Source organism: Pullulanibacillus sp. KACC 23026 (genome assembly GCF_029094525.1).
GTDB lineage: Bacteria > Bacillota > Bacilli > Bacillales > Sporolactobacillaceae > KACC-23026.
Genome location: NZ_CP119107.1, coordinates 3157485 through 3184188 on the forward strand (window position 1 = coordinate 3157485; position 26704 = coordinate 3184188).

The window sequence follows — 26704 nt, forward strand, 5'->3', positions numbered from 1 at the left end:
TTCACGCAAGCGATCGATAAATAATTGAGTTTAAAACTTTCAAAAACGGCTAACGAACCGTTGCGGATCATCAGAAAAACATGAGACGTAACGAGAACACGCTATCTGGCTTAAACCCGCCCAATTGAAGAACAAAGCGCAACCAGAATACACTATTCGCCTCCTATTAGGCCATTTGAGCAATTAGGCGTAACGTGGATTCGCTTATGAATCGTCAATCAGCCCAAAACGGCACTCATTTCAAGAAATAGCGTACCCTCGTTACCGCTATCCTTGAAATCAGCCTCTAAAATAGGAAATAGCGTATCCCCGTTACCACTAAAACATACAAGTGTAACGAGAATACGCTATTTGGCAAAAATTAATCGAATCCAGTAATTCAGTAGTCATGATGAGCCAAATTGATCTTCTATAAGATCATTCAGCTTTCCATGCTCGGTTGTTTTCACTCGTCCCATCAATTGGTCCACCGCATTTTTCGGTGAATTCCCTTGAAATATAACGGAGTAAATGGCGGAGGTAATAGGCATGTCCACCTTTTGCTCCTGGGCGAGGTAATAAGTGGCTTCTGTTGTACGAATCCCTTCAACAACCATTCCCATTGTATCCAGTGTCTCCTGCAAGGAACGACCTTTCCCAAGAAGGTTTCCGGCTTTCCAATTTCGGCTATGAACACTTGTACACGTGACAATGAGGTCTCCCATCCCAGCAAGACCCGTGAAGGTGAGCGGGTGAGCGCCCATTTTAATACCGAGGCGAGATATTTCCGACAATCCTCTCGTAATAAGCGCCGCCTTCGCATTATCCCCATATCCCAAACCATCTGAAATGCCCGCACCTAGCGCGATGACATTCTTTAGAGCACCGCCTAATTCCACACCAATGATGTCGTCATTCGTATAGACTCTAAAGTTCTGATTGATAAACAAATCCTGAGCAAGCGCTGCGGCTTCTGGTTTTTTAGATGAAACGGCCACTGTTGTCGGCTGTCTTAGACAAACCTCTTCTGCATGACTCGGCCCAGATAAGACGACGACCCCTTTAGTCAATTCCGCGGGCACTTCTTCTTCAATCATCTCGGAAATGCGTTTGGACGTCTTAGGCTCAATTCCTTTGCTGGCATGAATAAAGACAGCAGGCCTTGTCATGACTTTAATTAAGTCGGAGAGAACCGACCGGATACTGACAGTGGGGACGACCAAAACGATCGTATCAAGGTCTCGAACCGCCTCCCCCAAGTCCGTATAGCCCATGATTTCAGGTGAAAGCTTCACTTCAGGAAGGTATCGTTTGTTTGTATGGAATTGGTTCAACTCATCGATCTGTTCTTGTCTTCTCGCCCAAAGACGCACTCGATGACCATTGTCAGCCAGAACCATTGACAAAGCTGTCCCCCAGCTGCCTGCACCAATTACCGCTACTTCTGACATATTAGATTCCCCCAAACTCCGACTTTACATGGTGTTATAAAAGTTGCTTATTAATTAAGCTTTTTTGGCCCCTAATTTATTTTCATTCCCGTGAATTAAACGAACGATGTTTTCACGGTGTTTGTATGCCGATAGAAGGAAGAGAATGAGACCCACAATAACAAAAGACACAGATGCCCCAAAAAAGTATGAAAGAAGCGGCGTCACTAAAATTAAAAAGAGTGATCCTAATGAGACGTAACGAGTCACAGCAATAATGATGATGGTGATAATACCCGTAATAACAGTAGGGATGGGTGCCAGTACGAGAAAAATACCAATGGTCGTCGCAACACCCTTTCCCCCTTTAAATCCATGATAAACGGGCCAAACATGACCGACCATGGCGAGCAATCCTGTCACATCGACGGCCCATTCAGGAAGATGAAGCAGTTTGGCAATCAGAATCGCCACGATCCCTTTTATGGCGTCCAAAAGTAAAACTAAAATTGCGGGTCCTTTCCCCAAAACACGCATCGTGTTCGTTGCCCCGGCATTTCCGCTTCCATAATTTCGAATATCCACTTTCTTTATAGCCTTTGTAAAAATAATACTAAAACTGATGGATCCGATGAGATAAGCGACCAAAAAAGCAATGAAGGTCGTCATAGTCTCCCCTCCTAGTTTTCTTGTCTTTTTCTAATATATATTCGAATTGGCGTCCCGATAAAGCCGAATGTTTCTCGTATACGATTTTCTAAAAAGCGCTGATAAGAAAAATGCATCAGCTCAGGATCATTGACAAAAATTACAAAGGTCGGCGGCTTCACACTAACCTGTGTCGCATAGAAAATTTTGAGACGATTTCCTTTATCAGACGGCGGCGGTGTCATCGCGGTAGCATCGGAAATAACATCGTTTAAATGACTCGTCTGAATGCGCATACTGTGATTCTCTGCGACTTGATCGATAACAGGCAGCAATTGGTGAAGCTTTTGCTTCGTTTTAGCCGAAAGAAATACAATCGGGGCATAGCTTAAGAATTGAAACTCATCGCGAATTTTTTCCTTAAACTCGTCCATCGTTTTGTGGTCTTTTTCAACCGCATCCCATTTGTTGACGACAATGATAACCGCTCGGCCTGCTTCATGAGCATAGCCCGCAATTTTCTTATCCTGCTCAATAATCCCTTCTTCACCATCTAAAACAACGAGCACCACATCGGAGCGTTCAATCGCTCTTTGGGCTCTGAGCACACTATATTTCTCAGTCTTTTCATAGACCTTACCGCGTTTACGCATTCCGGCCGTATCAATAATGACATAATCCCGATCATTTCGATGAAAAGGCGTATCAATGGCGTCACGGGTTGTTCCGGCAATATCACTTACAATGACCCGTTCAGTCCCTAAGATCGCATTAACAAGAGACGACTTTCCGACATTTGGCCTTCCGATCAAAGAGAACAGAATGGTGGATTCGTCGTATTCTTCTTCTTCCACCCGTTCAAAATGAGCCACTACATTATCCAGCAGATCACCGAGCCCAATGCCGTGAGCACCAGATATTCCGGTTGGCTCTCCAAAACCGAGCGAATAAAATTCAAAGAGGTTATGTCTTCTTTCGGGGTTATCAATTTTATTAACCCCAAGAACAACAGGCTTCTTTGACCGGTAGAGAATCTGCGCCACTTCTTCATCCGCTCCAGTCACGCCGTCTTCCCCATCACAAATAAATAAAATAACATCGGCTTCTTCAATCGCTAGATGAGCCTGCTCGCGCATTTGAAAAAGAAGCGGTTCATCCCCAAGATCGATCCCACCTGTATCAATAATATGAAAATGCCAGCCTAACCACTCTCCATTTCCATATAAACGATCGCGAGTTACACCTGGTGTATCCTCTACAATCGCCATTCTTTCTCCAACAATTCGATTAAAAATCGTTGACTTACCTACGTTCGGTCTCCCGACAATGGCAACAACTGGCTTTGCCATTCATGCACTTCCTTTCATCACAGTCCATAATCCACTTTGAGCAATTGGTTTTACACTCAACTTATGACTTGTAAGTTCCAATATGTAATAACCCAAGTGAATCTATCTTATCAAATGGTTCGGCTTAGGACAAACACGTTTATTTTTCAATCCGTTTAGTCTGCCTTGTCAAGGTGGCCGTTCTGACTATTAATAAGCCTTGATGCGTCAGTTCCCAGCTCACAAGAAGGATGAGTATAAAGCTCACCATCACTAAATAATCCGTGTCCCCGACAAGCTGGTCATACGGGTAAAAAACAAGAGATTGCAAGCATTCTCCCTGACTCATTCCTATCAATAATATAGCAACGCGATTCCAAAAATCCTGAGTTAAGACCAAAATGAAAAAGCACATGAATAAAATAAAAGTCCACTCCGGCAAAATCATTAAAATAGCAGGATCATAAAGCCAATAAATTTGGGCAAGTACATCTAGCATCATAACAATGAACGAGGCAACTCCCAGTCTAACTACCTTCGTAAATGATAAATTAGATAAGAGACCGCAGCCTGTTAACCCAAAAACGAGAAAAGTTAGATTCACCTTTGTTTGTCCTATCGGAACAGAGAAAGGCGATACGGTAATCATGAGTAAAATTAGACACGACAAGGTTGCCCTTTTCTTCCCATCTCTATAAAAAAATACAACAATGATCCAAAATCCCCAAAGTGCCCAATAAAACCAAAAATTATTCATAAAAAAGGATCCACCTCCCTCTTAATTATGGGTGGATCCCAGTAAAATTAAACCTTGTCGTATAAAAAAAGGCACTCGTGTGGAGAAAATCTAAATCGCCGTATTGAATAAAGCTTGGAGTTTTTCTTTAATAGGTTTTTCAAGCTCATTAAACGCTTTATGAACGCCAAAATGAGCGGATGAGGCTGATGCAATGGCGTTCATCGAGGGAATGTACGCCAAATGAGTGAGTGCGGCTGACGGAGTGGCGTTCATCAAGGGAATGAACGCCAAAATGAGCGAGTGCGGCTAACGCAATGGCGTTCATCAAGGGAATGTACGCCAAAATGAGCGAGTGCGGCAATTGGAATGGCGTTCATCGACGGGATGAACGCCAAAATGAGCGAGTGCGGCTGACGCAATGGCGTTCATCAAGGGAATGAACGCCAAAATGAGCGAGTGTGGCTGACAGAATGGCGTTCATCGACGGGATGTACGCCAAAATGAACCGATGAGGCTAACGCAATGGCGTTCATCAAGGGGATGAACGCCAAAATGAGCGAGTGCGGCTGACGCAATGGCGTTCATCAAGGGGATGAACGCCAAAATGAGCGAGCGCGGCTGACGCAATGGCGTTCATCGACGGGATGTACGCCAAAATGAGCGAGTGCAGCTGACGCAATGGCGTTCATCGACGGGATGAACGCCAAAATGAGCCGATGAGGCTAACGCAATGGCGTTCATCAAGGGGATGAACGCCAAAATGAGCGAGTGCGGCTGACGCAATGGCGTTCATCGACGGGATGAACGCCAAAATGAGCGAGCGCGGCTGACGGAGTGGCGTTCATCGAGGGGATGAACGCCAAAATGAGCCGATGAGACTAACGCAATGGCGTTCATCGACGGGATGAACGCCAAAATGAGCGAGCGCGGCTGACGCAATGGCGTTCATCCAGGGAATGAACGCCAAAATGAGCGAGTGCGGCTGACGCAATGGCGTTCATCCAGGGAATGAACGCCAAAAAGAGCGGATGTGGCTGCCGAAATGGCATTCATCAAGGGGATGTACTCCAAAAAGAGCGGATGAGGATGCCGGAATGGCGTTCATCGAGAGAAAGCGGATTTTATAAATAAGCGGAGAAATTCCTCTTATTTAGGAAATCGCACTGAAAATAACTCAAATAAAAGGAGGAATTCCGGCTATTGACTCCAGAAAGCGTGGATCGGCGTCCTTTTGCCCTGCTTAAGCGGAAAACCTCCGCTTATATACCCGCATCTGAGCTCGATTCTGCTGTTTAGCCGGAAAATCTCCGCTTATTTCCGGCTACCCAAATACCTGCCATTAGTAAAAATTTCAACCTAGTCCTTAGCACAGTGACAACAACAATGGTCAAGATGGTTTATAGGCTGCGATTTTGCTAGTTATATCCGCTGGTTATTTTTGCTGGTTATTTCGCTGGCTATTTTTGCTGGCTATTTTTGCTGGCTATTTTTGCTGGCTATTTTTTCGCTGGCTATTTTCGCTGGCTATTTTTTTCGCTGGCTATTAAAACAAAAAAAGGCGGCCGCGGCCGCCTTTTTTATTGGTCATTATTTATATTTTTTTAATTGATCGCCGATGACGTCTCCAAGTGAAAAACCTGTTCCGGAGGGTTCATCTGATTGATAGGTCTCAATAGGTTCAGGCTGAGCGGGTTCTAGAAGCTCGCGAATGCTTAGTGAGACACGCTTATCTCTTTGATTGACATCTAACACCTTCACTTGAACCTGTTGGCCTTCCTCGAGCACTTCTTGAGGCGTTCCAATATGTTCATGAGAGATTTCTGAGATATGGACAAGTCCTTCAACGCCAGGTAAAATTTCAACAAAGGCACCGAATGGAACTAATCGCTTCACTGTTCCTTCAACCACATCGCCCGCTTTTAATTTCTCAGCGGCCTCTTCCCATGGTCCTGGCTGAGTGGCCTTAATGGATAGAGAGATGCGTTCATTATCGCGGTCAACAGCCAATATTTTCACCTTGACTTGATCCCCTTCTGAAACAATCTCAGATGGTGTTTCAACGCGGTAATGAGCCAATTGTGAAATATGAACAAGACCGTCAACACCGCCAATATCAACAAAAGCACCAAAGCTTGTTAGACGTTGAACGGTACCTTCAACGATATCGCCTTCTTTAAGGTTTTGCAGAACATCTTGCTTAGCAAGCTCTGCCTTTTCGTCAAGAACAGCCCGGTGAGAAAGAATGACCTTGCGCTTTTCGCGATCAAGCTCAATAATTTTCACGTCCATTGTTTGTCCTTTGTAGTCGGAAAAATCCTCTACAAAATGGCGCTCAACCAATGAGGCTGGAATGAATCCGCGAACTCCAAGGTCAACAACTAGACCTCCTTTAACCACATCTGCAATGGTAACCGTTAAAGTATCACCATTTTCATAATTGGCAACCAAATCATCCCATGCTTGGTCAGCCTCGACTTCTTTTTTAGATAAAATGAGTTCATCTTCGTCAAGCTTTGTTACTTTCAGTGTCACCTCGTCATCGACAGATAACACATCCTCGACTTTTTCAACGTGAAGGCTTGATAATTCGCTAATTGGCAAGATTCCATCTACTTTATAACCAACGTCAACCAAAGCGCGTTTGTCCTCAACTTTTGTCACTTTGCCTTTGACGACGTCTCCTAATGAAAGTTCATTAAACGTTGCCATTTCATTATTCATTTCTTCAACCATTGACAGTGACCTCCTCTAATTTTACCTTTGCCTCTTCTTCATTTTAGTTTACGATCATAAACTAAAGCGAGAGCCCCTAATGAGAGAATAGAATGATTTCTCTAGTTAGAGTGAATGTGACCTTTACCTCATTTTATAAGCCAGCCACTTAAATATCTATAATAAACTTCTTACAAACCACATCATTTGTCAAGCCAAGTCACTCAAATAAAATTCTTCGTCAAAAAGTGACAAAAACCATTTTGTAATCCTTAAAAAGCCTGGCAAGTTTTAGGATCAGGAAACGGATTTTTCTTCTAAAAGCTGGCCAATATGGCTCATGATAATGGCTGTTGCTTCCTGAGGTTTTCCCTTGTTAGCCTTTAATTCCGTGAAATCAATGGGTTGGCCAAATATCACCTGTGTGGGACGAAAAAGATGATAGCCTCCTTTGATCGCGACAGGGACAATCGCTGCTTCTGTCCGCAAGGCTAAAAAGCCGACACCAGCAAGCCCCTCTTTAAGCTGGCCGTTTTTGCTGCGATGACCTTCCGGGAACATAATCAGCGTCTTTCCATTGTTTAAAATCTCAATCGCCGTCTTTAAAGCTTGCCGATCACTGCTCCCTCTTTTGACAGGAAAGGCATTGAGCCGTTTGATTAGCGCGCCAAGCACAGGAACTTCAAACAATTCGGATTTTGCCATAAAACTCAGCGTTCTTGTTGTAGCCACCCCAACCAGCGGCGGATCGAAATTACTAATGTGGTTCGAGCAAAGTAAAACGCCTTGATTCTCTGGAATACGATCTAAGTTCTCATGGCCTGTTACTTTAAACCGGTATAATAGTTTAAATACTATAAAGACGATCAAACGCCCTAACTTGTAAAGCATCACCTAATCTTCGCTCCTTCAATCAGGCTTAATATCTTTTCAACCACCTCATTGATGGACAGTGAAGTCGTATCAAGCTCCACAGCATCTTCGGCCTTTACTAGAGGCGATGTTTTTCTTTCGGTATCTCTTCGATCGCGTGTCGCAATTTCTTCCTCCAATGTTTCAATGGAAGAGGGGATTCCCTTTGCGATTTGCTCTTTATAACGTCTTTCAGCCCGTTCCTTTACTGAGGCTTTTAGAAAAATTTTTACATCAGCATTCGGCAAGACGCTCGTCCCTATATCTCGCCCATCCATGACCACATTTTGACTCCTAGCAAGCATTTGTTGCTGCTCAACCATCATTTGGCGAACTTTGGCATGTTGGGCAACCATTGACACATTTTCACTGACCCAAGGTTCCCGGATTTTTTCTGTGACATCTTGATGATTCAAATACACCCGTTGTTGACCGTGATTCTGATCTAATTCAATTGTGGATGCTTCTAAAAGCTTGGCAAGCTTCTCTTCATCATCGAACTCAATTCCTTCTTCTGCCGCTTTCAAAGTAAGCGCACGGTACATCGCTCCCGTATCTATGTACACATATTGCAAACGGTCAGCGATAATTTTCGCCACCGTGCTCTTTCCAGCAGCTGCTGGCCCATCAATTGCTACCTGCATGTCCATACCACCTATCTACTTCTAACAATATCTTAAATAGTTGCCTAAAAATGACCCTCATTGGGCACTTTTGTTTGCCTGTTTATCATACCATACTGCCGGTGACTGTTCCATGGTCTTTACGGTGTCGGAATGGGTGTTTTTTAACACGCCTTCATCCTGAACGGCGCGATTTAAAAAAGGGGTCCAAGTCTGGTGACCTATTAAAATTTGTCCAATTATTAAGACGATGCCTTGAATGACTACTAAACGTAGAAGCCATCTCTCAACGCTTTTAGTCCAGTCTTGTTTCATCTAACCGTCCTCCTAGTGGTTTTTTTCCTAAAACACAACTCTTTAGCTCTAAATCGTTCTTTTGCGTGGATTGATTAGCCACTTTAATCAATCTTGTTTCTCAACATACAAGGATTCCCTGACTGCTGAAATTTCAATCATCCAGCCACTTAATTTCCTGGGAAACCTTAATCGTTAACAGACAAACAGCGGAAATAGGCATGGCTCCTGTAAGAATCGTGATGTTTGCAAGGCCTCAAGGATACTAGACCCAGAGGCTTGCCGATCGCACGAGGAGAGCAAGCTTATTTCCGCTAATTTTGAGTGATTACCCTTTTTTATACCGTCAGCATTCTAATATCTTCTTCAACACCTGTCTTGGCATTGATTAAAATGCGATACGTATCGTTGCTCTTTGTCGCCAAAAATTCATAGCATAACACATCGTTTCCGTTCTCATTTTGATAAACCACTAAGCGGGAGTCCTTAATAGTGACCGACTCACGTATTCCTTGCTTCGCCTGCTTTTCGGAAATAGACGGTTTAAAGCTTGGCAAATCCGTTTTGGAAGCAATAAGATGATCGGTTTGGTCAAAGCCTAAAATCTCACCATTATCAAGGGCCACCTTAAGCTTGAAATTATCTGGATACACCACGACATTCTGATCTTTCTTTGAAAAGGTAATGACTCCGATCGTGTCATATTGATCGGATACGGTTGCTTCATAGCCCTTATAGCCTTGTTTTTTAAGGTACTGATTTGCCTTTAAAACGGCTTGATGCAGGCTCAACTTCTGTTTACCAATCGTTCTGTTCTTCATGAACAAGACCAAGTGGCCGCCTTTTTGTGTCAAGTTGACCGTTACGGTTTCGTTATGTTTGTCATCCTTATAGGAAACATTATAGCCTTTATAAGTAGCACCATTTCCAATCGTCTGAGCTTGAACTTTTGTATCCGCTGGGATGTTAAAGTCATGTTTAACTTTAATCATCGCATCACCCTTATTAATAGAATCGCCGTTCAGCTCATTTAATTTTTTCATATTGTTAAATGAAACATCAATGGTTGGAGGCATTGTTTTTTGGAAGCTCGAAACTTGTTGATTAACCGTCTCAAGGCCATCCACGATTTGATTATCCTGTGGTTGCTTGGAGTTAACCGCCTCTGCTACATCCGTCCATTTTAAATTATTGTTAATAATTGAACTTTGTACCCCTCTTAGACTTTGTTCAATATTTGACGATTCATTATAGAGCGTCTCAAGCTGCTGATAATCAGATCCCGTTAATCCATTTGCGTTTGGATGCTTGATCCCTGTATTGTAGCTGAAATTCCCAAGGTCACCTAAAAAAGAGGAGGTGTCATTAAAAGATGCTAGACCAAGGGGAAGCTTTCCTATATCATTACGAGCCTGATTAGTCAGACGCCAGACCTCAGCTAACTGCGGTGCAGAGGTTGAACGTTTATCGGTGGCAAGCGATGCCCCTAAACTATCATGGATTTTGTCCACGTAATAAGTGAGTTCGTTATAGGCTTGTTGATAGTTATTTTCATTTCGCAGGATTAAAGCATTTTTGGCACGATGTTCTTGATAACCCCAAAGGCCTAGTCCAATGACTCCAATGAACAATACAGCTATCAATAGATTACGTCCCATGTTTCCTCACCTCCACTATTTTGTAAAAATATGTTTACCAATTTTAAGGATTTGCGGTCTTCCCCATATCCAGCTAGATGTAGCGGTATCTGGATTGAAATAATAAAGCGCTCCGAGTGAAGGATCCCATCCGTTGATTGCATCTAGAACCGCTTTGCGTGCTGTATCATTTGGAGTCAACCAGATTTGGCCATCCTGAACGGCCGTAAAAGCACCCGGTTGGAAAATCACCCCTGACACCGTATCTGGGAACTTTGAGCTTTTTACACGGTTCAAAATGACAGCTGCCACAGCTACTTGTCCTTCAAAAGGCTCTCCTCGTGATTCACCATAAACCGCATTTGACAGTAATTTAATATCATTCTCTGAATAACCAGTGGGGAGATTAGAAGATTGGGCAGTGGATGTTGAAGCAGATGAACTTGAGGTTCCACTTGAGCCTTTCACTTGTTGACTGAGAGGCGTCCCACCATAATACGTAAAGGTCAAGCCTTTATTAAGGTTTCCCATTACCCAAGCTTGATTATATGAAGAATGGTCACTCAATACTTGTTTGGTCTTTGGCCCCGCTAACCCATCGATCGGCAAGCCATAAGCACTTTGAAAATTACGAAGAGCCCAATACGTCCCCCATCCGAATTTCCCATCAATTTTTTCTTTATAGTACCCGATCCATTGAAGACGAGCCTGCAGTTCGACGACATCATCCCCTGTTGCACCTTTTCGGATGACTTGACTTGAAAAGGCTTTTGCTGAATGAGCATCAAAAGGATTACCCACCATCGACAGACACAAACAAAAACCAATAACTAAAAGAAGTAATAACCGGTTTTGTTTCATCTTGATCCTCCTTGATTGGACATATAAGCAACTGCCTCTATTTTTTGCCAGAAGACCTATTTTATTCATAAAAAAGGAAAGCCCCACATGAAACGTGAGGCTTTCCTTGTATCTTCTTCTATTCAAACCGGCCATTCCGATTCTCCTCCAAGGAGTGAGCTAACAGCCATTTCTGGTGCTCTATGTGGGATTGCTTGATCTTCCTAAGAGAAACCCACCATAAGAGAATCATAAATGGAATGATAAAAAAGATCCATTTTGTACCTAAATTAAGGAGAAAATCATAGATACCGTGCAAGCCTGCTGCAAGAATAAGGGCAACAGACAGCCATTTCTTTTTGTTGACAGAGAACTTAGCTTGACCTATATAGTAACCCATTATGACGCCAAAAAGTCCATGACTCGAAACCGGCAAAGCTGCCCGCCACAAAGCCTCATGAATCCCATAAGAAAATAGATAAAAAATATTTTCAACAGAAGCAAATCCTAATGAAACGGCGGTTGCATAAACAATGCCATCATAGCGTTCGTTAAATTCGGCGTGATGATAAGCCGTATAAATAACAATAAACCACTTCGCAAATTCTTCAAGGAGACCATTTGCAAGAAAAGCTTTAGAAACAGGGTCCATAAAAAGGTGTTCGTCCTGAAGGGCGTATTCAATAACCATGATTGGAAAGACGAGAAGTCCTCCAAGTATAAAAGACCTTATAACCATTCCAATTGGTTCTGACTCATAACGATCGCGCAAATAAAAATAGGACATTAACGCGACCCCAGGAGCCAAACCTGCTGTTATAATGCCAAACATCAAACGCCCTCATTTCATCATTAAAGACCATAACCTATTGGTTCTTCTCTGCCTAATCGTACCATGCTTCTTAAGAAACGAAAATAAGAAATTCGTATTTTTTTAAGGAAATACTCATCTTTTGATGATGGTCTCGGCAATTCGTTCACCATGAAAACGTCCATTTTCAATAAAGATCTCATTCGCATTATTTCCAGCGGCAATGACACCCGCAATAAAGAGGTGCGGGACATTCGTTTCCATAGTTTCTGGATTAAAAAAGGGCCGTCCCGTTTCAGCGTCGATGTTAATCCCCATCTCTTTCAGCAACGAATGATCCGGGTGGTAGCCTGTCATGGCAAATACAAAATCACACTTTTGATCATAGGTTTGACCCGCCACCTCAAACTTGACGGTCTCCTCAGTGATCTCTTTGATAGAGGCATTAAAGATCATGTTAACCTCACCCGACTTCACAAGTGAGTTGAATTCAGGTAGGATCCATGGCTTGATACTTTCTGAATACTCACTTCCTCTATAAAGAACCGTGACTCGGGCTCCGGCTTTATTTAATTCAAGCGCGGCATCCACCGCTGAATTCTTTCCACCGATAACCGTCACATCACAATCAAAATAGGGATGAGCTTCTTTAAAATAATGAAAAACATGTGGCAGTGCTTCACCGGGAATTCCCATATAATTCGGATGATCATAATATCCCGTTGCCATGACCACATGATCGGCTGTATAGACATTCTTTTGGCCTTGTCTAGTTTCTGTTACGACCTCAAACGTGCCTGTTTCGGTAGCGTGAATTGTTTTAACCTCTTCAAAGGCATGAATTCGTGGAGTCGTTCGGCGCACGACTTCCCTATAGTAAGCAAGGGCTTGACTGCGTTTCGGCTTGCGTTCCTCCGTTACAAAAGGATAGCCGCCGATTTCTAGTTTTTGACTCGTGCTAAAAAACTGTTGGTGAGTAGGGTAATTGGAAATGGCTTGGACAATATTTCCTTTCTCAATAATGAGAGGATCTAAGCCGCGTTTCTTACATTCAATCGCCGCCGATAATCCGCACGGCCCCGCTCCAACAATAATGACTTGTTCTTTTTTATTTTCCACGATGTCATTCACTCCAATATCTATAATAGGCTCTATATAACATATCCGTAACTCTAATTCGTCTATTCAAACGGAAATGAAACGCGAGAAGCGTCCCCTCGTTTCACACGTAACTCTAATTCGTCTATTCAAACGGAAATGAAACGCGAGAAGCGTCCCCTCGTTTCAAAAAATAACTTCCCCTATAAAATCATAGGGGAAGTGACTTTGGGTTTCAACTTATAAGGCTTCTGTTAAATCCAGCCGCGGAAGCGTGAGGCCTCTGCCATCTTTCTAACTCCGACCATGTAAGCTGCTAATCGCATGTTCACTTTGCGGTTAACCGATGTATTATAAACGTTATTAAACGACTTCACTAAGACGTCTTCTAAACGATCCTCAACTTCTTGTTCAGACCAATAATAGCCTTGATTGTTTTGCACCCACTCAAAATAAGAGACCGTAACGCCTCCGGAGCTTGCGAGCACATCCGGAACTAGAAGGATACCGCGCTCTGTTAAAATATTGGTCGCCTTTAATGTCGTTGGACCATTGGCTGCTTCAACGACGATCGCGGCTTTTATCTTATGTGCGTTTTCCTCAGTTATCTGATTCTCAATAGCCGCTGGAACTAAAATATCACAATCTAATTCAAGCAACTCTTTATTTGTAATGGTGTTTTTAAAGAGCTTTGTTACGGTTCCAAAGCTGTCACGGCGATCTAACAAATAATCAATATCTAAACCATCCGGGTCATGAAGCGCTCCATAGGCATCCGAAATTCCAATCACTTTTGCTCCCGCATCATGCATGAATTTAGCTAGGAAGCTTCCGGCATTTCCAAATCCTTGAACGACCACTCTGGCGCCTTCAAGGACAATTCCTTGTTTCTTAGCGGCCTCACGAATACAAATGGTAACCCCTTTTGCCGTCGCGGACTCACGGCCATGCGAGCCGCCTAAAACAAGCGGTTTACCCGTGATGAAACCTGGTGAATCAAACTCACGGATACGACTGTATTCATCCATCATCCACGCCATAATTTGTGAATTCGTAAAGACATCAGGTGCCGGAATATCCTTCGTAGGACCGACAATTTGACTAATCGCACGCACATACCCTCGGCTTAGGCGTTCCAATTCTCTAAATGACATTTCACGGGGATCACACACAATTCCCCCTTTTCCTCCGCCATAAGGGAGATCGACAATGCCGGCTTTTAAACTCATCCAAATAGAAAGAGCCTTCACTTCTTTTTCCGTCACATCCGGATGAAATCTTACCCCGCCTTTAGTCGGTCCAACCGCATCATTATGTTGTGCTCGGTAGCCAGTAAAAATTTTAATCGAACCATTATCCATCCTGATCGGAATGCGAACCGTCATAATTCTGAGCGGCTCTTTCAACAATTCATAAACCTCTTCTGGATACCCTAATTTCTCTAAGGCATCTTTAATAACGGTTTGTGTGGATTCAAGGACATCGATTGATTCTTTTTCACCGAGTTGTTCGGAGCTATTATTAGCTACCATATTAACCTCCTATGACTTTCTAAAGTGAAAGTCAAATACAAATATGTTTTTAAGATTCCCTAATTGATTAGGAAATTTACTAAGAACAGGGGGAGAGCCCCCTTAATCCTGACCACTTTCTCTAAAGGCGAGTCACTCTTAAAGAAGGGAGCCGCTCTCGCCTACGCTAAACTTCCTTCTTAATCGATCCGTGTATCCATTAAGTATAAGGCCAAAAGCTTAAAAAGAGACTCTCTATAAGACAAGACGTTTTCACTCACTTACTATAGTAAATCCCGTTCTTTTTTTCAATAACTTACTGCGATTATTTTTCGTCCCGTTTCGCCAATGTTAATTGAACCAGTTTATCGATCATATCCTCGTAGGACAAACCAACCTCTCTTGCTGCATCCGGAAACAGACTTGTTGGTGTCATTCCCGGCAATGTATTAACCTCTAAAATGACCGGTTCAGAACCATCCTCAGGAACAATAAAATCGACTCGTGAATAGATCGAACACCCAAGCGCCTGATGAGCACGAATCGCCCATTCTTGGATCTTCTTCGTCAGTGCTTGATCAACTCTAGCAGGAACAATATGCTCGCTCATGCCTGGTGCATATTTGGATTCGTAGTCGTAATAACTATTCTTTGGCACAATTTCAATGATTGGTAGAGCGTCATTTCCTAATATGGATACGGTCAATTCCTTCCCTTTAACATAAGACTCAATCATGACCTCTGAATCATACTTAAAGGCATTCTGGATCCCTGCTATAAAACTCTCCTGATCCTCCGCAATCGTTAATCCAATAGTGGATCCCTCCTGATTAGGCTTGATGACAACGGGATAGCCAAACGGTGATGCCTCTAACAACTCATTATTTTTTATAACCCTACCTTCTGCTACCCTTATCCCAGCCTTTTCAAACATGACCTTGGCTCGACCTTTATCCATAGCAAGAGAGCTTGCTCCAACACCAGAACCAATATATGGAATTTTCAACATATCAAGAAGGGCTTGCAGGCGTCCGTCCTCACCAAATTTACCATGTAAGCCTATAAAAGCTAAATCCGAATCTAACTGGATGACCTCTTCCAAACGGTCAGGATGAAAGTCAATTCCTGTCACTTCATGCCCTTTTTTCTTTAAAGCCTCCATAACCCCTTTTCCTGTTGATAAGGACACTTCTCTTTCTGATGAGACACCACCATAGATCACTGCAATTTTCATGTTCTTCCTCCTCGATTAGGTGAAAAATAAAATTAAACTTAATACACGCGCAAACGGGACCGGACCTTTACGTTTTAGTTTCTCGCTCTCGCCTTTCTCAACCCTTGACGGACGAGCTTTTCCTTTAGTCACGATCACAGCCTTTGGCACATGAACGACCCTAAAAACCGTTCACATATTTTTTTTTGATCCTACATAGAATCATTTTAAGGTTTCTTTAGAAAAAGGAAAAGGCTTGACGTAACAAGAACCAAGGTTCCTTAAGTCAGCCCATGTGTTTTTTTATATCTTAATTAAAATACATACAAAGTTGTTTGATCGCTTGTCGGCCTAAAAGCTCTTGTCCATATTCCTCTAGTCGATGATGCGTTAGAGTTGAAGGCGTTCCGTATTCGGCCAAAACAGCTACAAAGGTTTCCTCATCAGATTGGATGTCATCAGGGGTAAATTCCAAATAATAACATTTTTCATAGACGAAAAGACGTCCACCTGATTCACCCATCATGGTTAATTTTTCAGCTAACGAAATAACCTCTTCAATATCGTTAAATCGATAAAGAATGACATCACTTTCATCCAATGTCACTTGCATCTCTATATAAGGATCATCCTCATCGATAAAATCCGTATCCACACTTTTCGAGACAATTATAACCATGCCTTGAGCAGGTAAAGAAAAGACTTCAACCTCAATGGGGCCATCCGCTTGGAACCCAAGCTCATCATCTGCTTCCATAATCATTTCCCGAAACAAGTCTTGAACCTTTGGGAGATTGCTCCATAAATCATCCTTAGACAGGCCGCGTTCTTGAAGGTCATCAAAGGTCAAGAAGATCTTGATCTTATCACTGTTCAGTCTTTCTAGTCTCATGTCCATCCTCCTTACCAGATCGAAAAATGCGGCTTACGACTTGCTGCCAGTCATCCTTCTGCCTATATCTATCCATATTAGTCACCCACCACAGTGGTTTATTGAGGACATTATTCGTCTTTTTTACACTATATGTAGCCAGCATTAGAGGTGTTCCGTAAAAGGGCCTGTAACTCTGCTAATAATATACACTCTGCGCCAACTACTTTAAGGTAGTATACAATGGTAAATAAAAAAGGACAAGCCTCATGACTGTCCAGTAATCTCCTATAGAGCATTCAATTCGATTAACAATGTATCGGGAGGCGCTCCAAGCCGTAGCGGATACCTCGTCGTGCCATAACCATTGCTTATAATGCGGGTGCCAAAGTCCATCTCCTGCACGCCGCCTTTCTCTCTTATTCCCCATCCAAACAGACGAATTTGCCCTCCATGTGTGTGTCCTGATACAACCAGCGGAATTCGATGTGACTTATCCAGCTTGTCACATACGATTGGATTATGACTGATTAAAATGCGGACCCCCTCTTTGGCACTCAAGAGCGGAAGACTGACAACGTCGAGATTCGTCGTGGCATCATGAACGCCTAGAATCGTAAGCCGCTCACCTTCTTTAACCACTTCATAGGAATCGTTAGTAAGGATGCCTACCTCATACTTGTTCAAAAGGGCACGAAGTTCATAAGGATCCACCTGCAAGTCATGATTTCCCCATACAAACAACATGGGACGGCCCAACTGCTTAAGCTTAGCTAGGTTGTCAGACACCCGCTCAAAAGGAACACCCTCTTCAGTCAAGTCGCCCCCTATTACAACGAGATCCGGATTAGAAACGCGACGAAGCATAGCAGAAGAGATCCGTCTTCTGTGAATATCCGAGATAAAATAAAGGCGAAAATCATTGAATGCAGTAGGCAGTTCCTTGATAGGTACTTTGATGTTTTTGACGTTAGATTGCTTAGCTTCTATGAACATGAAGACTAAAAAAAGGAAGCCCAACACAATGACTGCTGCTAATTCGATCATAACTGTTGCTAAATTCACTGATTCCAACCACCTTCTCTATAGCCTTCCAATTATATCCAATATTATTTCTTAACACCTATTATAACGATCTTTAATTCAATTTTCTCCAAGACCTTTCGACTATTTCTCCCAGAGCAGATATAAAATAACGGAAAGAAAAAGAAGGAGCAGCCCTCCCCACACTAATGTAACGATCAGCCATCCCCATCCAGCTAAAAAGGTAGCGGAGTAAATCAAACCATATACGAATTTGGTCGATGGATTTACACGTTCATGGCGGGTAACAATAAGTGCATATCGAAAAGAGAAGGTGGCTAGATACAATCCCATTAACATTAACAGAGATGCCTGAAAGAAAAGGACCGGATGATAGATTAAATTGAACAGAGAAGATTCGCCTTTACTTGGTGTGCTAAAGAGCATAAGGCTCTCATGACAAAGAAAAAAACCGACAACCAACCATCCATAGATACGCATAAGACCCCTCCATACCACAGCGTATGAAGAGGCCCCATAAAGTGTTTTTGCGATTGATTTCGGTCAATCAGATAGACGCTTAAGGAGGGGCGTCTTTTTTCCCTTTTATGAAAACCGACAAACACCAATCACCTTGTCACTCAAAGGATTTAACGTCTAAAATTTGAAACCCGTTTTTTTCTAACTTATTTAGATATTTATCTAAGTCAGCCGATGGTTCGATCCTCATGACGAGGCGTCGAACTAATTTGTCGGTCTCATCAAAGGTCGCAAGTGAAATGATGTTTTGATGAAAGTCATGCGTTATTTTGGCAAGGCGAGCAAGCCGCCCCTCAACCTCTACGGAAGAAAAGGCAATCCGTATTCCTTTATGCTTCATCCCAAAGGCACTTTGGAATTGCTCCAAGACATCGTATCGCGTCACAATTCCCACAAACTTATTCTGGTCATCTAGAACAGGAACAAATGGGACGTCCTTTACTTTTAATAACGTTTCTTCAAAGACATCCGAATCATCAATATGCGCATTCTTCTTGATCGCAATATCTTCCACTTTAACCGTTTCAAGAAAAGCCTGTTGATCCAAACCCGATTTAAAACCTGATTCATAGATCGACCATCGGGTCACAAGCCCCAAATAAGTGTCTCCGTCTAATACTGGAACTCCATCAATTTGGTTGTCTTCTAAAAATTTCAAGGTTTTACCGGCTGATGATCCCTTAGTTACAAACAAGACCCGATGCTTCGGTATGATAATGCTTTTTACGAACATGGCTCTTCCTCCCTCTACTTCCTGCGATTTAACTCAATGGATTCGACATGAATTGACTTTTCCCCTTTTTTCTTCCTGAGATATTTTTATCACCCTATAGAAATGTAAACACACAATATATGCATGTGACAAGTTCTGCAAACATAATAAATTTAGTAATGCTTGATTGATAACTTAACTAGTCCTTAAGACAGAAGGAGGTCTCAGTGATGCTGCCTGAACATACATTTCGAAAAACCTATGAACCTTATATCAGCCCCTTTGACCCTTGCCCCCCAATTCCCGTTAAAACCTATGAAACACCGCCTCAATTGTATCTAGGCTTTCAGCCGAAAGGGCTTGAGCAGTTTCCAACCCCGCAGGAAGCGTTAAAGCATGGTACTCTGTGGCCGGCGTTATATGCTCCTTATTCAAGTCCGTACAGAGAATCATAGAGGAGGTGTCTCGAAGTGTCCCAGAACAAAGCTCCTTTACCGCAAGAATTTTATGATCTTATGGAAGAAATTCAGGCCATCGATTTCGTTTTGGTTGAACTGAATCTCTACCTTGACACACATCCGGATGATTTGGATGCTTTAAAACAATTTAATACGTATTCCAAGAAATCACGGGAGTTAAAGCAAGTATTCGAATCTCAATTTGGTCCTTTACAAGGCTTTGGAATGAGCTATTCCAAATTTCCTTGGGCCTGGGTGGAAGCCCCTTGGCCATGGCAAATTTAAAAAGGAAGTGATTGTCTTTGTGGATCTATGAGAAAAAACTACAATATCCAGTAAAGGTCAGCACCTGTAACCCCCGTCTTGCCAAGTTTTTAATTGAGCAATATGGAGGGGCTGATGGCGAGCTTTCTGCAGCCCTCAGATACTTAAATCAACGCTATACGATACCTGATAAGGTCATCGGATTATTAACGGATATTGGAACAGAAGAGTTTGCTCATTTGGAAATGATTGCCACAATGGTGTACAAATTAACAAAAGACGCCACTCCAGAACAAATGAAAGAGGCTGGGCTTGGGGATCATTATGCCAACCATGATGGCGCTCTATTCTACCATAATGCGAGTGGAGTTCCATGGACAGCAAGCTATATTCAAGCAAAAGGAGACCCTATCGCGGACCTCTATGAAGATATTGCAGCCGAGGAAAAAGCACGAGCCACTTATCAATGGCTGATCAATATGTCGGATGACCCCTTCCTTAATGACTCTCTCTCGTATTTAAGAGAAAGGGAGATTGTGCATTCACAAAGATTCAGAGAGGCCGTTGAGATCATTAAGGAGGAGCGCAATAAAAAAATCGTTTATTAACAGAAGAGGGCTCACTTCGGGTGGGCCCCCTCCTTATTTATGAAAAAGGTTCACATCTTTATCATCAAAGAGGGTTAAAACTTGAAATCTCGATCGGGCATCTTCTACATGCCGGTTCCAGAGCTCATTTTCGCGATCAATAATTTCTTTTCGCAACCTTTCGTATTTTCCATCCATCTCATTGTATTTATCAGTTACAATCTTTAAAGCAAAATGACAGGCAATGATAAAAAAGACCATTAAAAAGTGCCAATAGATGAACGCCCACTTCATAAAGCCGTTAAAGGAATTTTGATAAACTTTAAGAAACGGGAATAAAGTGAAAAGGACAATCAAATAAAGGCAGCAGAGCATCATGACATTTATGAATTGAAGATTTCGCCAATAGCGTTCTTTTTTTCGCTTTTTTACAAGCTTTTTAAGAACCCCATGCGTGACTTCAGATAATTCCCCTTTGTTAAACATATCATCTAATTGACTGCCTACCTTATCCATGGGCAACCCTCCCCCTATTAAAACTATGATGAGAGAGAACGAATTAGGACAGGTCATTTTCAAAAGATGGAAAGTCCAATCACGCTTTTTTTCCACTCACTCAGAATATCCAAAAAGGCCGTCAAACTCCGTAAGCCCCTATTTTTTGACTCACGAGGCGCAAAATTAGCCCCATTCTGCGGAGGCGTTACGACCGGGCAATCAGCAAGCCTGTTCTTAGTAATGCCGAATGGTATAAAAAAGGATCCCGCCAACAAGCAAAAGAAATCCCCACATGATTACATTGGCGACAATGAAAGATCCCCTTGGTTCGCGTTTGTTTGCAAGTTCTTCAGATGGTGATTCTGTTTCTGCATGGTCCGCTTCTAGAAGTTTCGTCTTAGTTGCCGCCCCATCAAGTGATACATGATGGCTCTCTTCTAGCTTAGGCTTTATAAGTTCAAGTTCAGGGGATTTTCTAGCTGATCGAGTCGCGCGTTCAACCTTTTTTCTCCCATGGCGAACACGTCGTGGCGGTAATGCCTGCATAGGCTCATAAGAATTTAAATGGTCCATTTTTAAAAACCTCACTCTCACTTAATTACTCATAACTACTCTCATTAGCTATTAGACGGCAAGAGAGCAGAAAGGCGTTGCTCCCAATCCTCTATTAATGCGGGGAAAGAATTTGTGCTTTGAAAATTAGAAGAAAACCTTTCTAAATCAAAGCCGCAACGGTCGCAGCAAGGCTCTCTTTGTTCGTTAAGTTCTTCATCATAGGCCTTTAAGAGCCCTCTCCGAAGACAGGTCGATGTCATCAACCATTGTCTCATCGCTCTTAAATCCTTTAATTTTAAGTTTCTGCGTTCGTCTATGATTCTTTTTAAAATCACACGACTTTTTTCAAACGAATCTGGATCAAGCCGCCTGGATTGTTCGCCAACAAAACGAGCAGCCGTTTCCGTTGACCCACTCTCAAGCGCTGCCTTATAAAGCGCGAGACTCGTCCAGCCATTTATCTTTCCATGGTGGAAAATAAAATCAAAGCTCGCTTCACTTGGAAAATCCCGCTCAATCATAGCTTCGGGCAATAAATGATCGTCTGGGGCAAGCAGCGTCAGCGCAAGTGCAGGCAGCCCGTCCCGACCAGCTCTCCCCATCTCTTGGACATAAGCATTGAGATGTTGCGGATAATGAAAATGAATCACATATCGCACATTTTTCTTATTTAACCCCATCCCAAATGCATTCGTGCTGCACAGAACATCTAATTGATCATTTAAAAATTGATGCTGGATAAACAACCGGTCTTCACTTGTAAGGCCCGCATGGTAAAAGGCAGCCCGAACCGTCTTGCCGCATTTTCTTTGGATCCATGCAGCGGCCTGCTCAGCTACCTCACGGCTTGAGAAATAGATGAGGCCTGGGCCTTCAAGCTCCTGAACGAGCTCCGTGACACGATTGAATTTCTGCAAATGCGTTGCCACTTGTTCAACCTTTAGAGCAATATTCGGCCGATCAATACTGTACACATGCTCCTTACAGCCTTTAATGTCAAGCTGTTCTTTAATGTCTTGTTTGACTCGATTATCCGCTGTTGCAGTCAATGCCAAACAAGTGGGCTGTCCTAAGCAGCGCTTGACTTCCGCGAGTCGCAGATAATCAGGCCGAAAATCATGTCCCCACTGTGAAATACAGTGCGCTTCATCGACCACGAAGAGCCGAACACCGTTGTCTTTAAGCGCCTCTACAACACTGCTCATCCTCAGCATTTCTGGAGACACGAACAAAAAATGCAACGTATCGAGGGAGTTGAGCAATCTCTTTTTTTCCTCAAACGAGAGGAAACTATTTAAAGCCGCCACTCGTTTTTCACCAGTGAGCTTTATTTGTTGAACTTGATCTTCCATTAAGGAAAGAAGCGGTGAGACGATGAGCGTTAACCCGCCTAGAACTTGTCCACTGAACAAATAACAAAGCGTTTTTCCCGTCCCTGTTGGAAGCATGGCAAATACATCCCGGCCTTGCAGCACCTCTTCAATCACTTCTTTTTGACCTATTCGGAACTTATCAAAGCCATACCGTTCTTTTAAAAGGGTTTCAAGCACCTGTATTCACCTCCTGAAAGACAAGCGCTAAGCGAATATGAAAATAACTGATTTCTTCAGGAAGCTTTTTTTTCAACTCTGATAAGCGCCTTGTTGACTGTTCTTCAAGAACCTTTTGGATGCATTCACCCACCTCAGCCGGCAGCAGCTTCTCCCTCACTTCTTCTGGCTTGAATCGGGCAATTTCAATCAAATGATCTTGAATTGTCGATGATTTAAGCCTTCTTCTTCTCGCTATCTCATCGATCGAAAGCCCTTGATTAAACCACTCTAACGTTTCTTGTGCGGATTGAGTCATCCGCAGTTCTTTCTCGCGATCAATAAAAGATGATAAAAGCGGATACTGATTAGAAGATTCTTCTAAAGCGGATACGCAGCGGTCAAGAGCGGCTCGGAAGTGGAGATAGAGCTCTTCCTTTTGTTTTTGAAAGTGTTGGGATAATTGATCAAAAGTAACCCCTTCCTTTCGATAACCGGACAGGCGGTGCACGATTAGTATTTTTTGTATGGAGGATAGACTGGCAAGCAAGCCGTGCAAATCCGCCAATAGGAGCTGCGCTAACTTTTCTCGGGAATAAGGAGAGGCAAGAAAAAACTGTTTTCCCCACCTTAAAATACCTGGGTCATTCGTTATGGTTATGAAGTGCTTTTCACCCTGTACGAGATGCGAGAGTGATTGGACAATCAATGAAAGTCTCTGCCAGAACACCTCGCTTTTACTTCCAACCAGCCAGCCATTTAATCCAACCGGTATTTGAAATTGCTGTTCGAACGCTTCTAAAGCAAGACTGCCTTTTTCCGTTAAGCGGCATTGGTTCACACCTTCTTCAATCACGAGGCCTTGATCATGAAGGGCTTTCATATCTTGTTCAAAGTCTTCCCTCAAATAAAACGGAAGTGCTTTAAAATAAGAGTGGACTTTGTATGTATACCCGTCCTGAATGGTTTGAGAGGTTTGTTTTCCATGCAATAAATGAAACACTGCGGATGAGGATCGATCACCTTTAAAAGCATAAATAAGCTTCAAAATTAAAAAATGACGATACATCCCAGCACCTCCTCAGATTGACCTTTCTTCTATTCTACCAAAATTCGTCACGATTCGCCTTAAGGTTACAACTTGAATTCTATCAGTTGGGTGTTTAAAATAGGGAGAGACTCGAAATAAAAAGAAATGGAGGTCTGATCATGCCCAAGTTTACCATCGTGGACCAACAAACCTGTATTGCTTGCGGGGCATGCGCGGCTTCTGCACCGGAGATTTTCGATTACGATGAAGAAGGTCTAGCCTTCTCTTTAATAGATGAAAACAGCGGAACAATTGAGATCCCTGAAGAATTATTAGAGGATATGATGGATGCTTATGAAGGCTGTCCCAGCGACTCCATCCGTCTAGCAGACCTGCCCTTTGAAGGCGATCCCGATAAATTCCGTTAAAAAAATGTGCCAATTAAGGGGCACATTTTTTTATAACTCAATTTTCGTGGGCAAACTTGCCTTGCCCACAATTTTTTGGGGCTACGGACATTTTTTTCGTGCGCAAACACTTCTTGCACACCATTTTGACTCTCATCTCATCGATTTTCGTGGGTTGGAGCCTTCATCTCTCGCGTTTCGGCTCCTCCTTATTTTGGCGTTCATCCCCTCGATGAACGCCATTCTTGCTTGCTCTCAACCCTATTTTGGCGTTCATCCCCTTGATGAACGCCCTTCTTGCTTGCTCTCAACCCTATTTTGGCGTTCATCCCCTTGATGAACGCCCTTTCGACTGCCTCATCCACTCTTTTTGGCGTTCATCCCCCCGATGAACGCCCTTTCGGCTGCCTCACTCGCTCTTTTTGGCGTTCATCCCCTTGATGAACGCCCTTTCGGCTGCCTCATCCACTCTTTTTGGCGTTCATCCCTTTGATGAACGCCATTCTTGCTTGCTCTCAGCCCTATTTTGGCGTTCATCCCCTTGATGAACGCCATTTCGACTGCCTCACTCGCTCTTTTTGGCGTTCATCCCCTTGATGAACGCCATTTCGGCTGCCTCATCCACTTATTTTGGCGTTCATCCCCCCGATGAACGCCATTTCTTGCTTGCTCTCAGCCCTATTTTGGCGTTCATCCCTTTGATGAACGCCATTTCTTGCTTGCTCTCAGCCCTATTTTGGCGTTCATCCCTTTGATGAACGCCCTTCTTGCTTGCTCTCAGCCCTATTTTGGCGTTCATGCCCTTGATGAACGCCCTTTCAGCTGCCTCACTCGCTCTTTTTGGCGTTCATGCCCTTGATGAACGCCATTCTTGCTTGCTCTCAACCCTATTTTGGCGTTCATCCCCTTGATGAACGCCCTTCTTGCTTGCTCTCAACCCTATTTTGGCGTTCATCCCCTTGATGAACGCCCTTTCGACTGCCTCATCCACTTATTTTGGCGTTCATCCCCTTGATGAACGCCATTCTTGCTTGCTCTCAACCCTATTTTGGCGTTCATCCCCTTGATGAACGCCCTTCTTAACTGCTCTCAACCCTGCATCGGCTTTTTTTGTGTATTGCGTCCCTCCACTTACCCACCATTTTGAACCTCGTCTCATCCATTTTCGTGGGTAAGCTTGTCTTACCAACTACAACTCGGTTTCCTGCCAAGCTTTCTCGACTTTCAGATTTCGCCATATCACGATCGAAACTAGCCATGAAATAAGGAAGAAACCGACAAGCCAAAAACCGAGATAACCAAAGCTAAGCCGATTAAACCAGCCCCCTATCCCTGAAGTTAAGTGAAGCTTTTGACTGATAACTTGTCCTACTTCAATAACGCCTATAACAAGGGCAGCCAAGACGGAAATCGACGTGAGCGTTAAGTTATAATAAACCTTTCGAAGCGGTGTGGTAAAAGCCCATTGATAAGCTCTTTCCATGAAAAGCGCATCAAGTGTATCCATTAAACTCATACCCGCAGCAAACAGTATCGGTAAGGCCATCATACCGAGAACAGGAACAGCCTGTTGGGAAGCCGCTACCGCAATCGACAGAAGGGCTACTTCACTTGCCGTATCAAAGCCAAGCCCAAATAAGAAGCCAATTGGATACACATGCCAACTGCGATTTACTAGCTTAAAAAGCGGTGAGAAAAAGCGCCCCATTAACCCTCTTGAAAGCAATAACCTCTCCACTTTCTCATGATCATAGCTACCTCGATTCATGTTTAGAAAAGCCTTCCCCATATCTTTAAGAATAATCAAATTCAGAAAGGCTATTAAAATTAAAAAGCAGCCCGAAACGATTGTTCCAATTAAACCGCCAATCTCTTGAAAACGTGGCGTTTCTTGTTGAGCCCATCTTACCGAGATACTAGTTAGAACTGCCATAATAAACACAACGGTCGAATGGCCAATGGAGAAATAAAAACCCACCCCGCTTGGGCGGCTTCCCTGCTGAAGAAGCTTTCTAACCGTATTGTCAATTGCGGCAATATGATCCACATCAAAGGCATGCCGAAGCCCGAGCATATAAGCAATGACTGCCATCCCAATTAAAAAAGGAGTCGCTCCCCCTAATAAAAGCAAACCAATGCCTAAAACATGTAAAATTCCAACAATTACTAAATAAGGAATTCCTCCTTTAAAGCCCCTCTTTGATTGCGCCAACCGATCCTCTCCTCTTCTATTTCAAACTTGACCAAAAAGTCTGTATTATTCAAAATTAAGCACCATTCATTTTATTTTTCCATACCCCTTCCCCTTTTTCAAGTCTCCTAATTGAAGAAAACTTACTTTTGATGCCTCCGCTTTGTAGGAACTTCTCTTCTCGCCCGGTGACAATCCTCTCCTTAAAAGCGCCCTATGACCGAAAACTCGCGAAACGTTCATGGTATCACGAATTGCCTTTGA

35 protein-coding genes are annotated in these 26704 nt (G+C 43.1%); 6 read left to right on the forward strand and 29 right to left on the reverse strand.

Going from position 1 to position 26704, the window contains the following annotated elements:
* Positions 1-386: 386 nt before the first annotated feature.
* The 5 genes from PU629_RS14580 to PU629_RS14600 form a co-directional block, all read right to left on the reverse strand.
* Positions 387-1430: an NAD(P)H-dependent glycerol-3-phosphate dehydrogenase gene (locus tag PU629_RS14580; protein WP_275280795.1), complete on the reverse strand. Its 1044-nt coding sequence runs from the start codon at positions 1428-1430 to the stop codon at positions 387-389.
* A 54-nt stretch (positions 1431-1484) separates the two neighbouring features.
* The gene (gene plsY / locus PU629_RS14585; RefSeq protein WP_275280796.1) at positions 1485-2078 is read right to left on the reverse strand and encodes a glycerol-3-phosphate 1-O-acyltransferase PlsY; all 594 of its coding nucleotides are present in this window, start codon (positions 2076-2078) and stop codon (positions 1485-1487) included.
* Positions 2079-2089: 11 nt separating this feature from the next.
* Entirely contained in the window at positions 2090-3406 is a 1317-nt protein-coding gene (gene der / locus PU629_RS14590) for a ribosome biogenesis GTPase Der (protein WP_275280797.1), read from the reverse strand.
* A 139-nt stretch (positions 3407-3545) separates the two neighbouring features.
* Positions 3546-4142, reverse strand: coding sequence for a YphA family membrane protein (locus PU629_RS14595; protein ID WP_275280798.1), 597 nt, complete (start codon positions 4140-4142; stop codon positions 3546-3548).
* 90 nt (positions 4143-4232) lie between these two features.
* A complete protein-coding gene (locus tag PU629_RS14600; protein ID WP_275280799.1) occupies positions 4233-4400 on the reverse strand; it encodes a hypothetical protein in 168 nt (55 codons plus the stop codon).
* 38 nt (positions 4401-4438) lie between these two features.
* Here PU629_RS14600 and PU629_RS14605 point away from each other — a divergent pair, with 38 nt between their 5' ends.
* Together PU629_RS14605 and PU629_RS14610 are read left to right on the forward strand one after the other, a co-directional pair.
* The gene (locus PU629_RS14605) at positions 4439-4564 is read left to right on the forward strand and encodes a hypothetical protein (RefSeq protein WP_275280800.1); all 126 of its coding nucleotides are present in this window, start codon (positions 4439-4441) and stop codon (positions 4562-4564) included.
* Positions 4565-5114: 550 nt separating this feature from the next.
* Positions 5115-5255, forward strand: coding sequence for a hypothetical protein (locus PU629_RS14610; protein ID WP_275280801.1), 141 nt, complete (start codon positions 5115-5117; stop codon positions 5253-5255).
* A 456-nt stretch (positions 5256-5711) separates the two neighbouring features.
* Here PU629_RS14610 and rpsA read toward each other — a convergent pair whose 3' ends face one another.
* The 14 genes from rpsA to PU629_RS14680 all read right to left on the reverse strand — a co-directional run bounded on the left by rpsA (position 5712) and on the right by PU629_RS14680 (position 18942).
* The gene (rpsA, locus tag PU629_RS14615) at positions 5712-6857 is read right to left on the reverse strand and encodes a 30S ribosomal protein S1 (protein WP_275280802.1); all 1146 of its coding nucleotides are present in this window, start codon (positions 6855-6857) and stop codon (positions 5712-5714) included.
* Between the two features lie 276 nt (positions 6858-7133).
* Entirely contained in the window at positions 7134-7727 is a 594-nt protein-coding gene (locus tag PU629_RS14620) for a lysophospholipid acyltransferase family protein (protein ID WP_275284437.1), read from the reverse strand.
* The gene (cmk, locus tag PU629_RS14625) at positions 7727-8398 is read right to left on the reverse strand and encodes a (d)CMP kinase (protein WP_275280803.1); all 672 of its coding nucleotides are present in this window, start codon (positions 8396-8398) and stop codon (positions 7727-7729) included. The genes PU629_RS14620 and cmk overlap by 1 nt, the downstream gene beginning before the upstream one ends.
* A gap of 51 nt (positions 8399-8449) precedes the next feature.
* Positions 8450-8686 (reverse strand): DUF5359 family protein, encoded by a 237-nt coding sequence (locus PU629_RS14630; protein ID WP_275280804.1) that lies wholly within the window; start codon positions 8684-8686, stop codon positions 8450-8452.
* A gap of 317 nt (positions 8687-9003) precedes the next feature.
* A complete protein-coding gene (ypeB, locus tag PU629_RS14635; protein ID WP_275280805.1) occupies positions 9004-10323 on the reverse strand; it encodes a germination protein YpeB in 1320 nt (439 codons plus the stop codon).
* A gap of 15 nt (positions 10324-10338) precedes the next feature.
* Positions 10339-11163, reverse strand: a complete 825-nt coding sequence (gene sleB, locus PU629_RS14640) for a spore cortex-lytic enzyme (protein WP_481900436.1) — start codon at positions 11161-11163, stop codon at positions 10339-10341.
* 118 nt (positions 11164-11281) lie between these two features.
* Positions 11282-11974, reverse strand: a complete 693-nt coding sequence (gene prsW, locus PU629_RS14645; protein ID WP_275280806.1) for a glutamic-type intramembrane protease PrsW — start codon at positions 11972-11974, stop codon at positions 11282-11284.
* A 114-nt stretch (positions 11975-12088) separates the two neighbouring features.
* A complete protein-coding gene (locus tag PU629_RS14650) occupies positions 12089-13072 on the reverse strand; it encodes a YpdA family putative bacillithiol disulfide reductase (RefSeq protein ID WP_275280807.1) in 984 nt (327 codons plus the stop codon).
* Between the two features lie 233 nt (positions 13073-13305).
* Positions 13306-14583: a Glu/Leu/Phe/Val family dehydrogenase gene (locus PU629_RS14655; RefSeq protein ID WP_275280808.1), complete on the reverse strand. Its 1278-nt coding sequence runs from the start codon at positions 14581-14583 to the stop codon at positions 13306-13308.
* Between the two features lie 304 nt (positions 14584-14887).
* Positions 14888-15796 (reverse strand): D-alanine--D-alanine ligase, encoded by a 909-nt coding sequence (locus PU629_RS14660; protein ID WP_275280809.1) that lies wholly within the window; start codon positions 15794-15796, stop codon positions 14888-14890.
* A gap of 289 nt (positions 15797-16085) precedes the next feature.
* On the reverse strand, positions 16086-16667 hold the full coding sequence (locus PU629_RS14665; protein ID WP_275280810.1) for a genetic competence negative regulator: 582 nt from the start codon (positions 16665-16667) through the stop codon (positions 16086-16088).
* Between the two features lie 267 nt (positions 16668-16934).
* Positions 16935-17711 (reverse strand): metallophosphoesterase, encoded by a 777-nt coding sequence (locus PU629_RS14670; RefSeq protein ID WP_275280811.1) that lies wholly within the window; start codon positions 17709-17711, stop codon positions 16935-16937.
* Positions 17712-17813: 102 nt separating this feature from the next.
* On the reverse strand, positions 17814-18170 hold the full coding sequence (locus PU629_RS14675; RefSeq protein ID WP_275280812.1) for a hypothetical protein: 357 nt from the start codon (positions 18168-18170) through the stop codon (positions 17814-17816).
* A gap of 136 nt (positions 18171-18306) precedes the next feature.
* Complete coding sequence (locus tag PU629_RS14680) at positions 18307-18942, reverse strand: CBS domain-containing protein (protein WP_275280813.1); 636 nt, start codon at positions 18940-18942, stop codon at positions 18307-18309.
* A gap of 209 nt (positions 18943-19151) precedes the next feature.
* Between PU629_RS14680 and PU629_RS14685 the strand changes: the two genes are divergently transcribed.
* Genes PU629_RS14685 through PU629_RS14695 form a run of 3 tightly spaced genes read left to right on the forward strand, consistent with a single transcriptional unit; the run spans position 19152 to position 20251 of the window.
* Positions 19152-19376, forward strand: coding sequence for a spore coat associated protein CotJA (locus PU629_RS14685; RefSeq protein ID WP_275280814.1), 225 nt, complete (start codon positions 19152-19154; stop codon positions 19374-19376).
* 60 nt (positions 19377-19436) lie between these two features.
* Positions 19437-19664 (forward strand): spore coat protein CotJB, encoded by a 228-nt coding sequence (locus PU629_RS14690; protein WP_275284439.1) that lies wholly within the window; start codon positions 19437-19439, stop codon positions 19662-19664.
* A gap of 17 nt (positions 19665-19681) precedes the next feature.
* Positions 19682-20251: a manganese catalase family protein gene (locus tag PU629_RS14695; protein WP_275280815.1), complete on the forward strand. Its 570-nt coding sequence runs from the start codon at positions 19682-19684 to the stop codon at positions 20249-20251.
* Between the two features lie 33 nt (positions 20252-20284).
* Here the strand turns inward: PU629_RS14695 and PU629_RS14700 are convergent, their stop codons facing one another.
* From PU629_RS14700 to PU629_RS14715, 4 genes are all read right to left on the reverse strand, one after another.
* Complete coding sequence (locus PU629_RS14700; protein WP_275280816.1) at positions 20285-20746, reverse strand: DUF2663 family protein; 462 nt, start codon at positions 20744-20746, stop codon at positions 20285-20287.
* 216 nt (positions 20747-20962) lie between these two features.
* The gene (locus tag PU629_RS14705) at positions 20963-21301 is read right to left on the reverse strand and encodes a hypothetical protein (protein WP_275280817.1); all 339 of its coding nucleotides are present in this window, start codon (positions 21299-21301) and stop codon (positions 20963-20965) included.
* A 44-nt stretch (positions 21302-21345) separates the two neighbouring features.
* Positions 21346-22833, reverse strand: coding sequence for a RecQ family ATP-dependent DNA helicase (locus PU629_RS14710; RefSeq protein ID WP_275280818.1), 1488 nt, complete (start codon positions 22831-22833; stop codon positions 21346-21348).
* Positions 22826-23881, reverse strand: coding sequence for a YpbB family protein (locus PU629_RS14715; protein ID WP_275280819.1), 1056 nt, complete (start codon positions 23879-23881; stop codon positions 22826-22828). Before PU629_RS14715 ends, PU629_RS14710 begins: the two co-directional genes overlap by 8 nt.
* A 140-nt stretch (positions 23882-24021) precedes the next feature.
* On the opposite strand from PU629_RS14715, the gene PU629_RS14720 reads away from it, so the two are divergent.
* Positions 24022-24270: a ferredoxin gene (locus tag PU629_RS14720; protein WP_275280820.1), complete on the forward strand. Its 249-nt coding sequence runs from the start codon at positions 24022-24024 to the stop codon at positions 24268-24270.
* 200 nt (positions 24271-24470) lie between these two features.
* Here PU629_RS14720 and PU629_RS14725 read toward each other — a convergent pair whose 3' ends face one another.
* From PU629_RS14725 to PU629_RS14750, 6 genes are all read right to left on the reverse strand, one after another.
* Positions 24471-24614, reverse strand: coding sequence for a hypothetical protein (locus PU629_RS14725; protein ID WP_275280821.1), 144 nt, complete (start codon positions 24612-24614; stop codon positions 24471-24473).
* Positions 24615-24678: 64 nt separating this feature from the next.
* Complete coding sequence (locus tag PU629_RS14730; protein ID WP_275280822.1) at positions 24679-24804, reverse strand: hypothetical protein; 126 nt, start codon at positions 24802-24804, stop codon at positions 24679-24681.
* A gap of 82 nt (positions 24805-24886) precedes the next feature.
* Positions 24887-25048 (reverse strand): hypothetical protein, encoded by a 162-nt coding sequence (locus PU629_RS14735; protein ID WP_275280823.1) that lies wholly within the window; start codon positions 25046-25048, stop codon positions 24887-24889.
* 48 nt (positions 25049-25096) lie between these two features.
* Positions 25097-25240: a hypothetical protein gene (locus PU629_RS14740; protein WP_275280824.1), complete on the reverse strand. Its 144-nt coding sequence runs from the start codon at positions 25238-25240 to the stop codon at positions 25097-25099.
* Between the two features lie 12 nt (positions 25241-25252).
* A complete protein-coding gene (locus PU629_RS14745) occupies positions 25253-25438 on the reverse strand; it encodes a hypothetical protein (RefSeq protein ID WP_275280825.1) in 186 nt (61 codons plus the stop codon).
* Positions 25439-26461 (reverse strand): HoxN/HupN/NixA family nickel/cobalt transporter, encoded by a 1023-nt coding sequence (locus PU629_RS14750; protein WP_275280826.1) that lies wholly within the window; start codon positions 26459-26461, stop codon positions 25439-25441. It abuts the gene before it with no gap.
* Between the last annotated feature and the right edge of the window lie 243 nt (positions 26462-26704).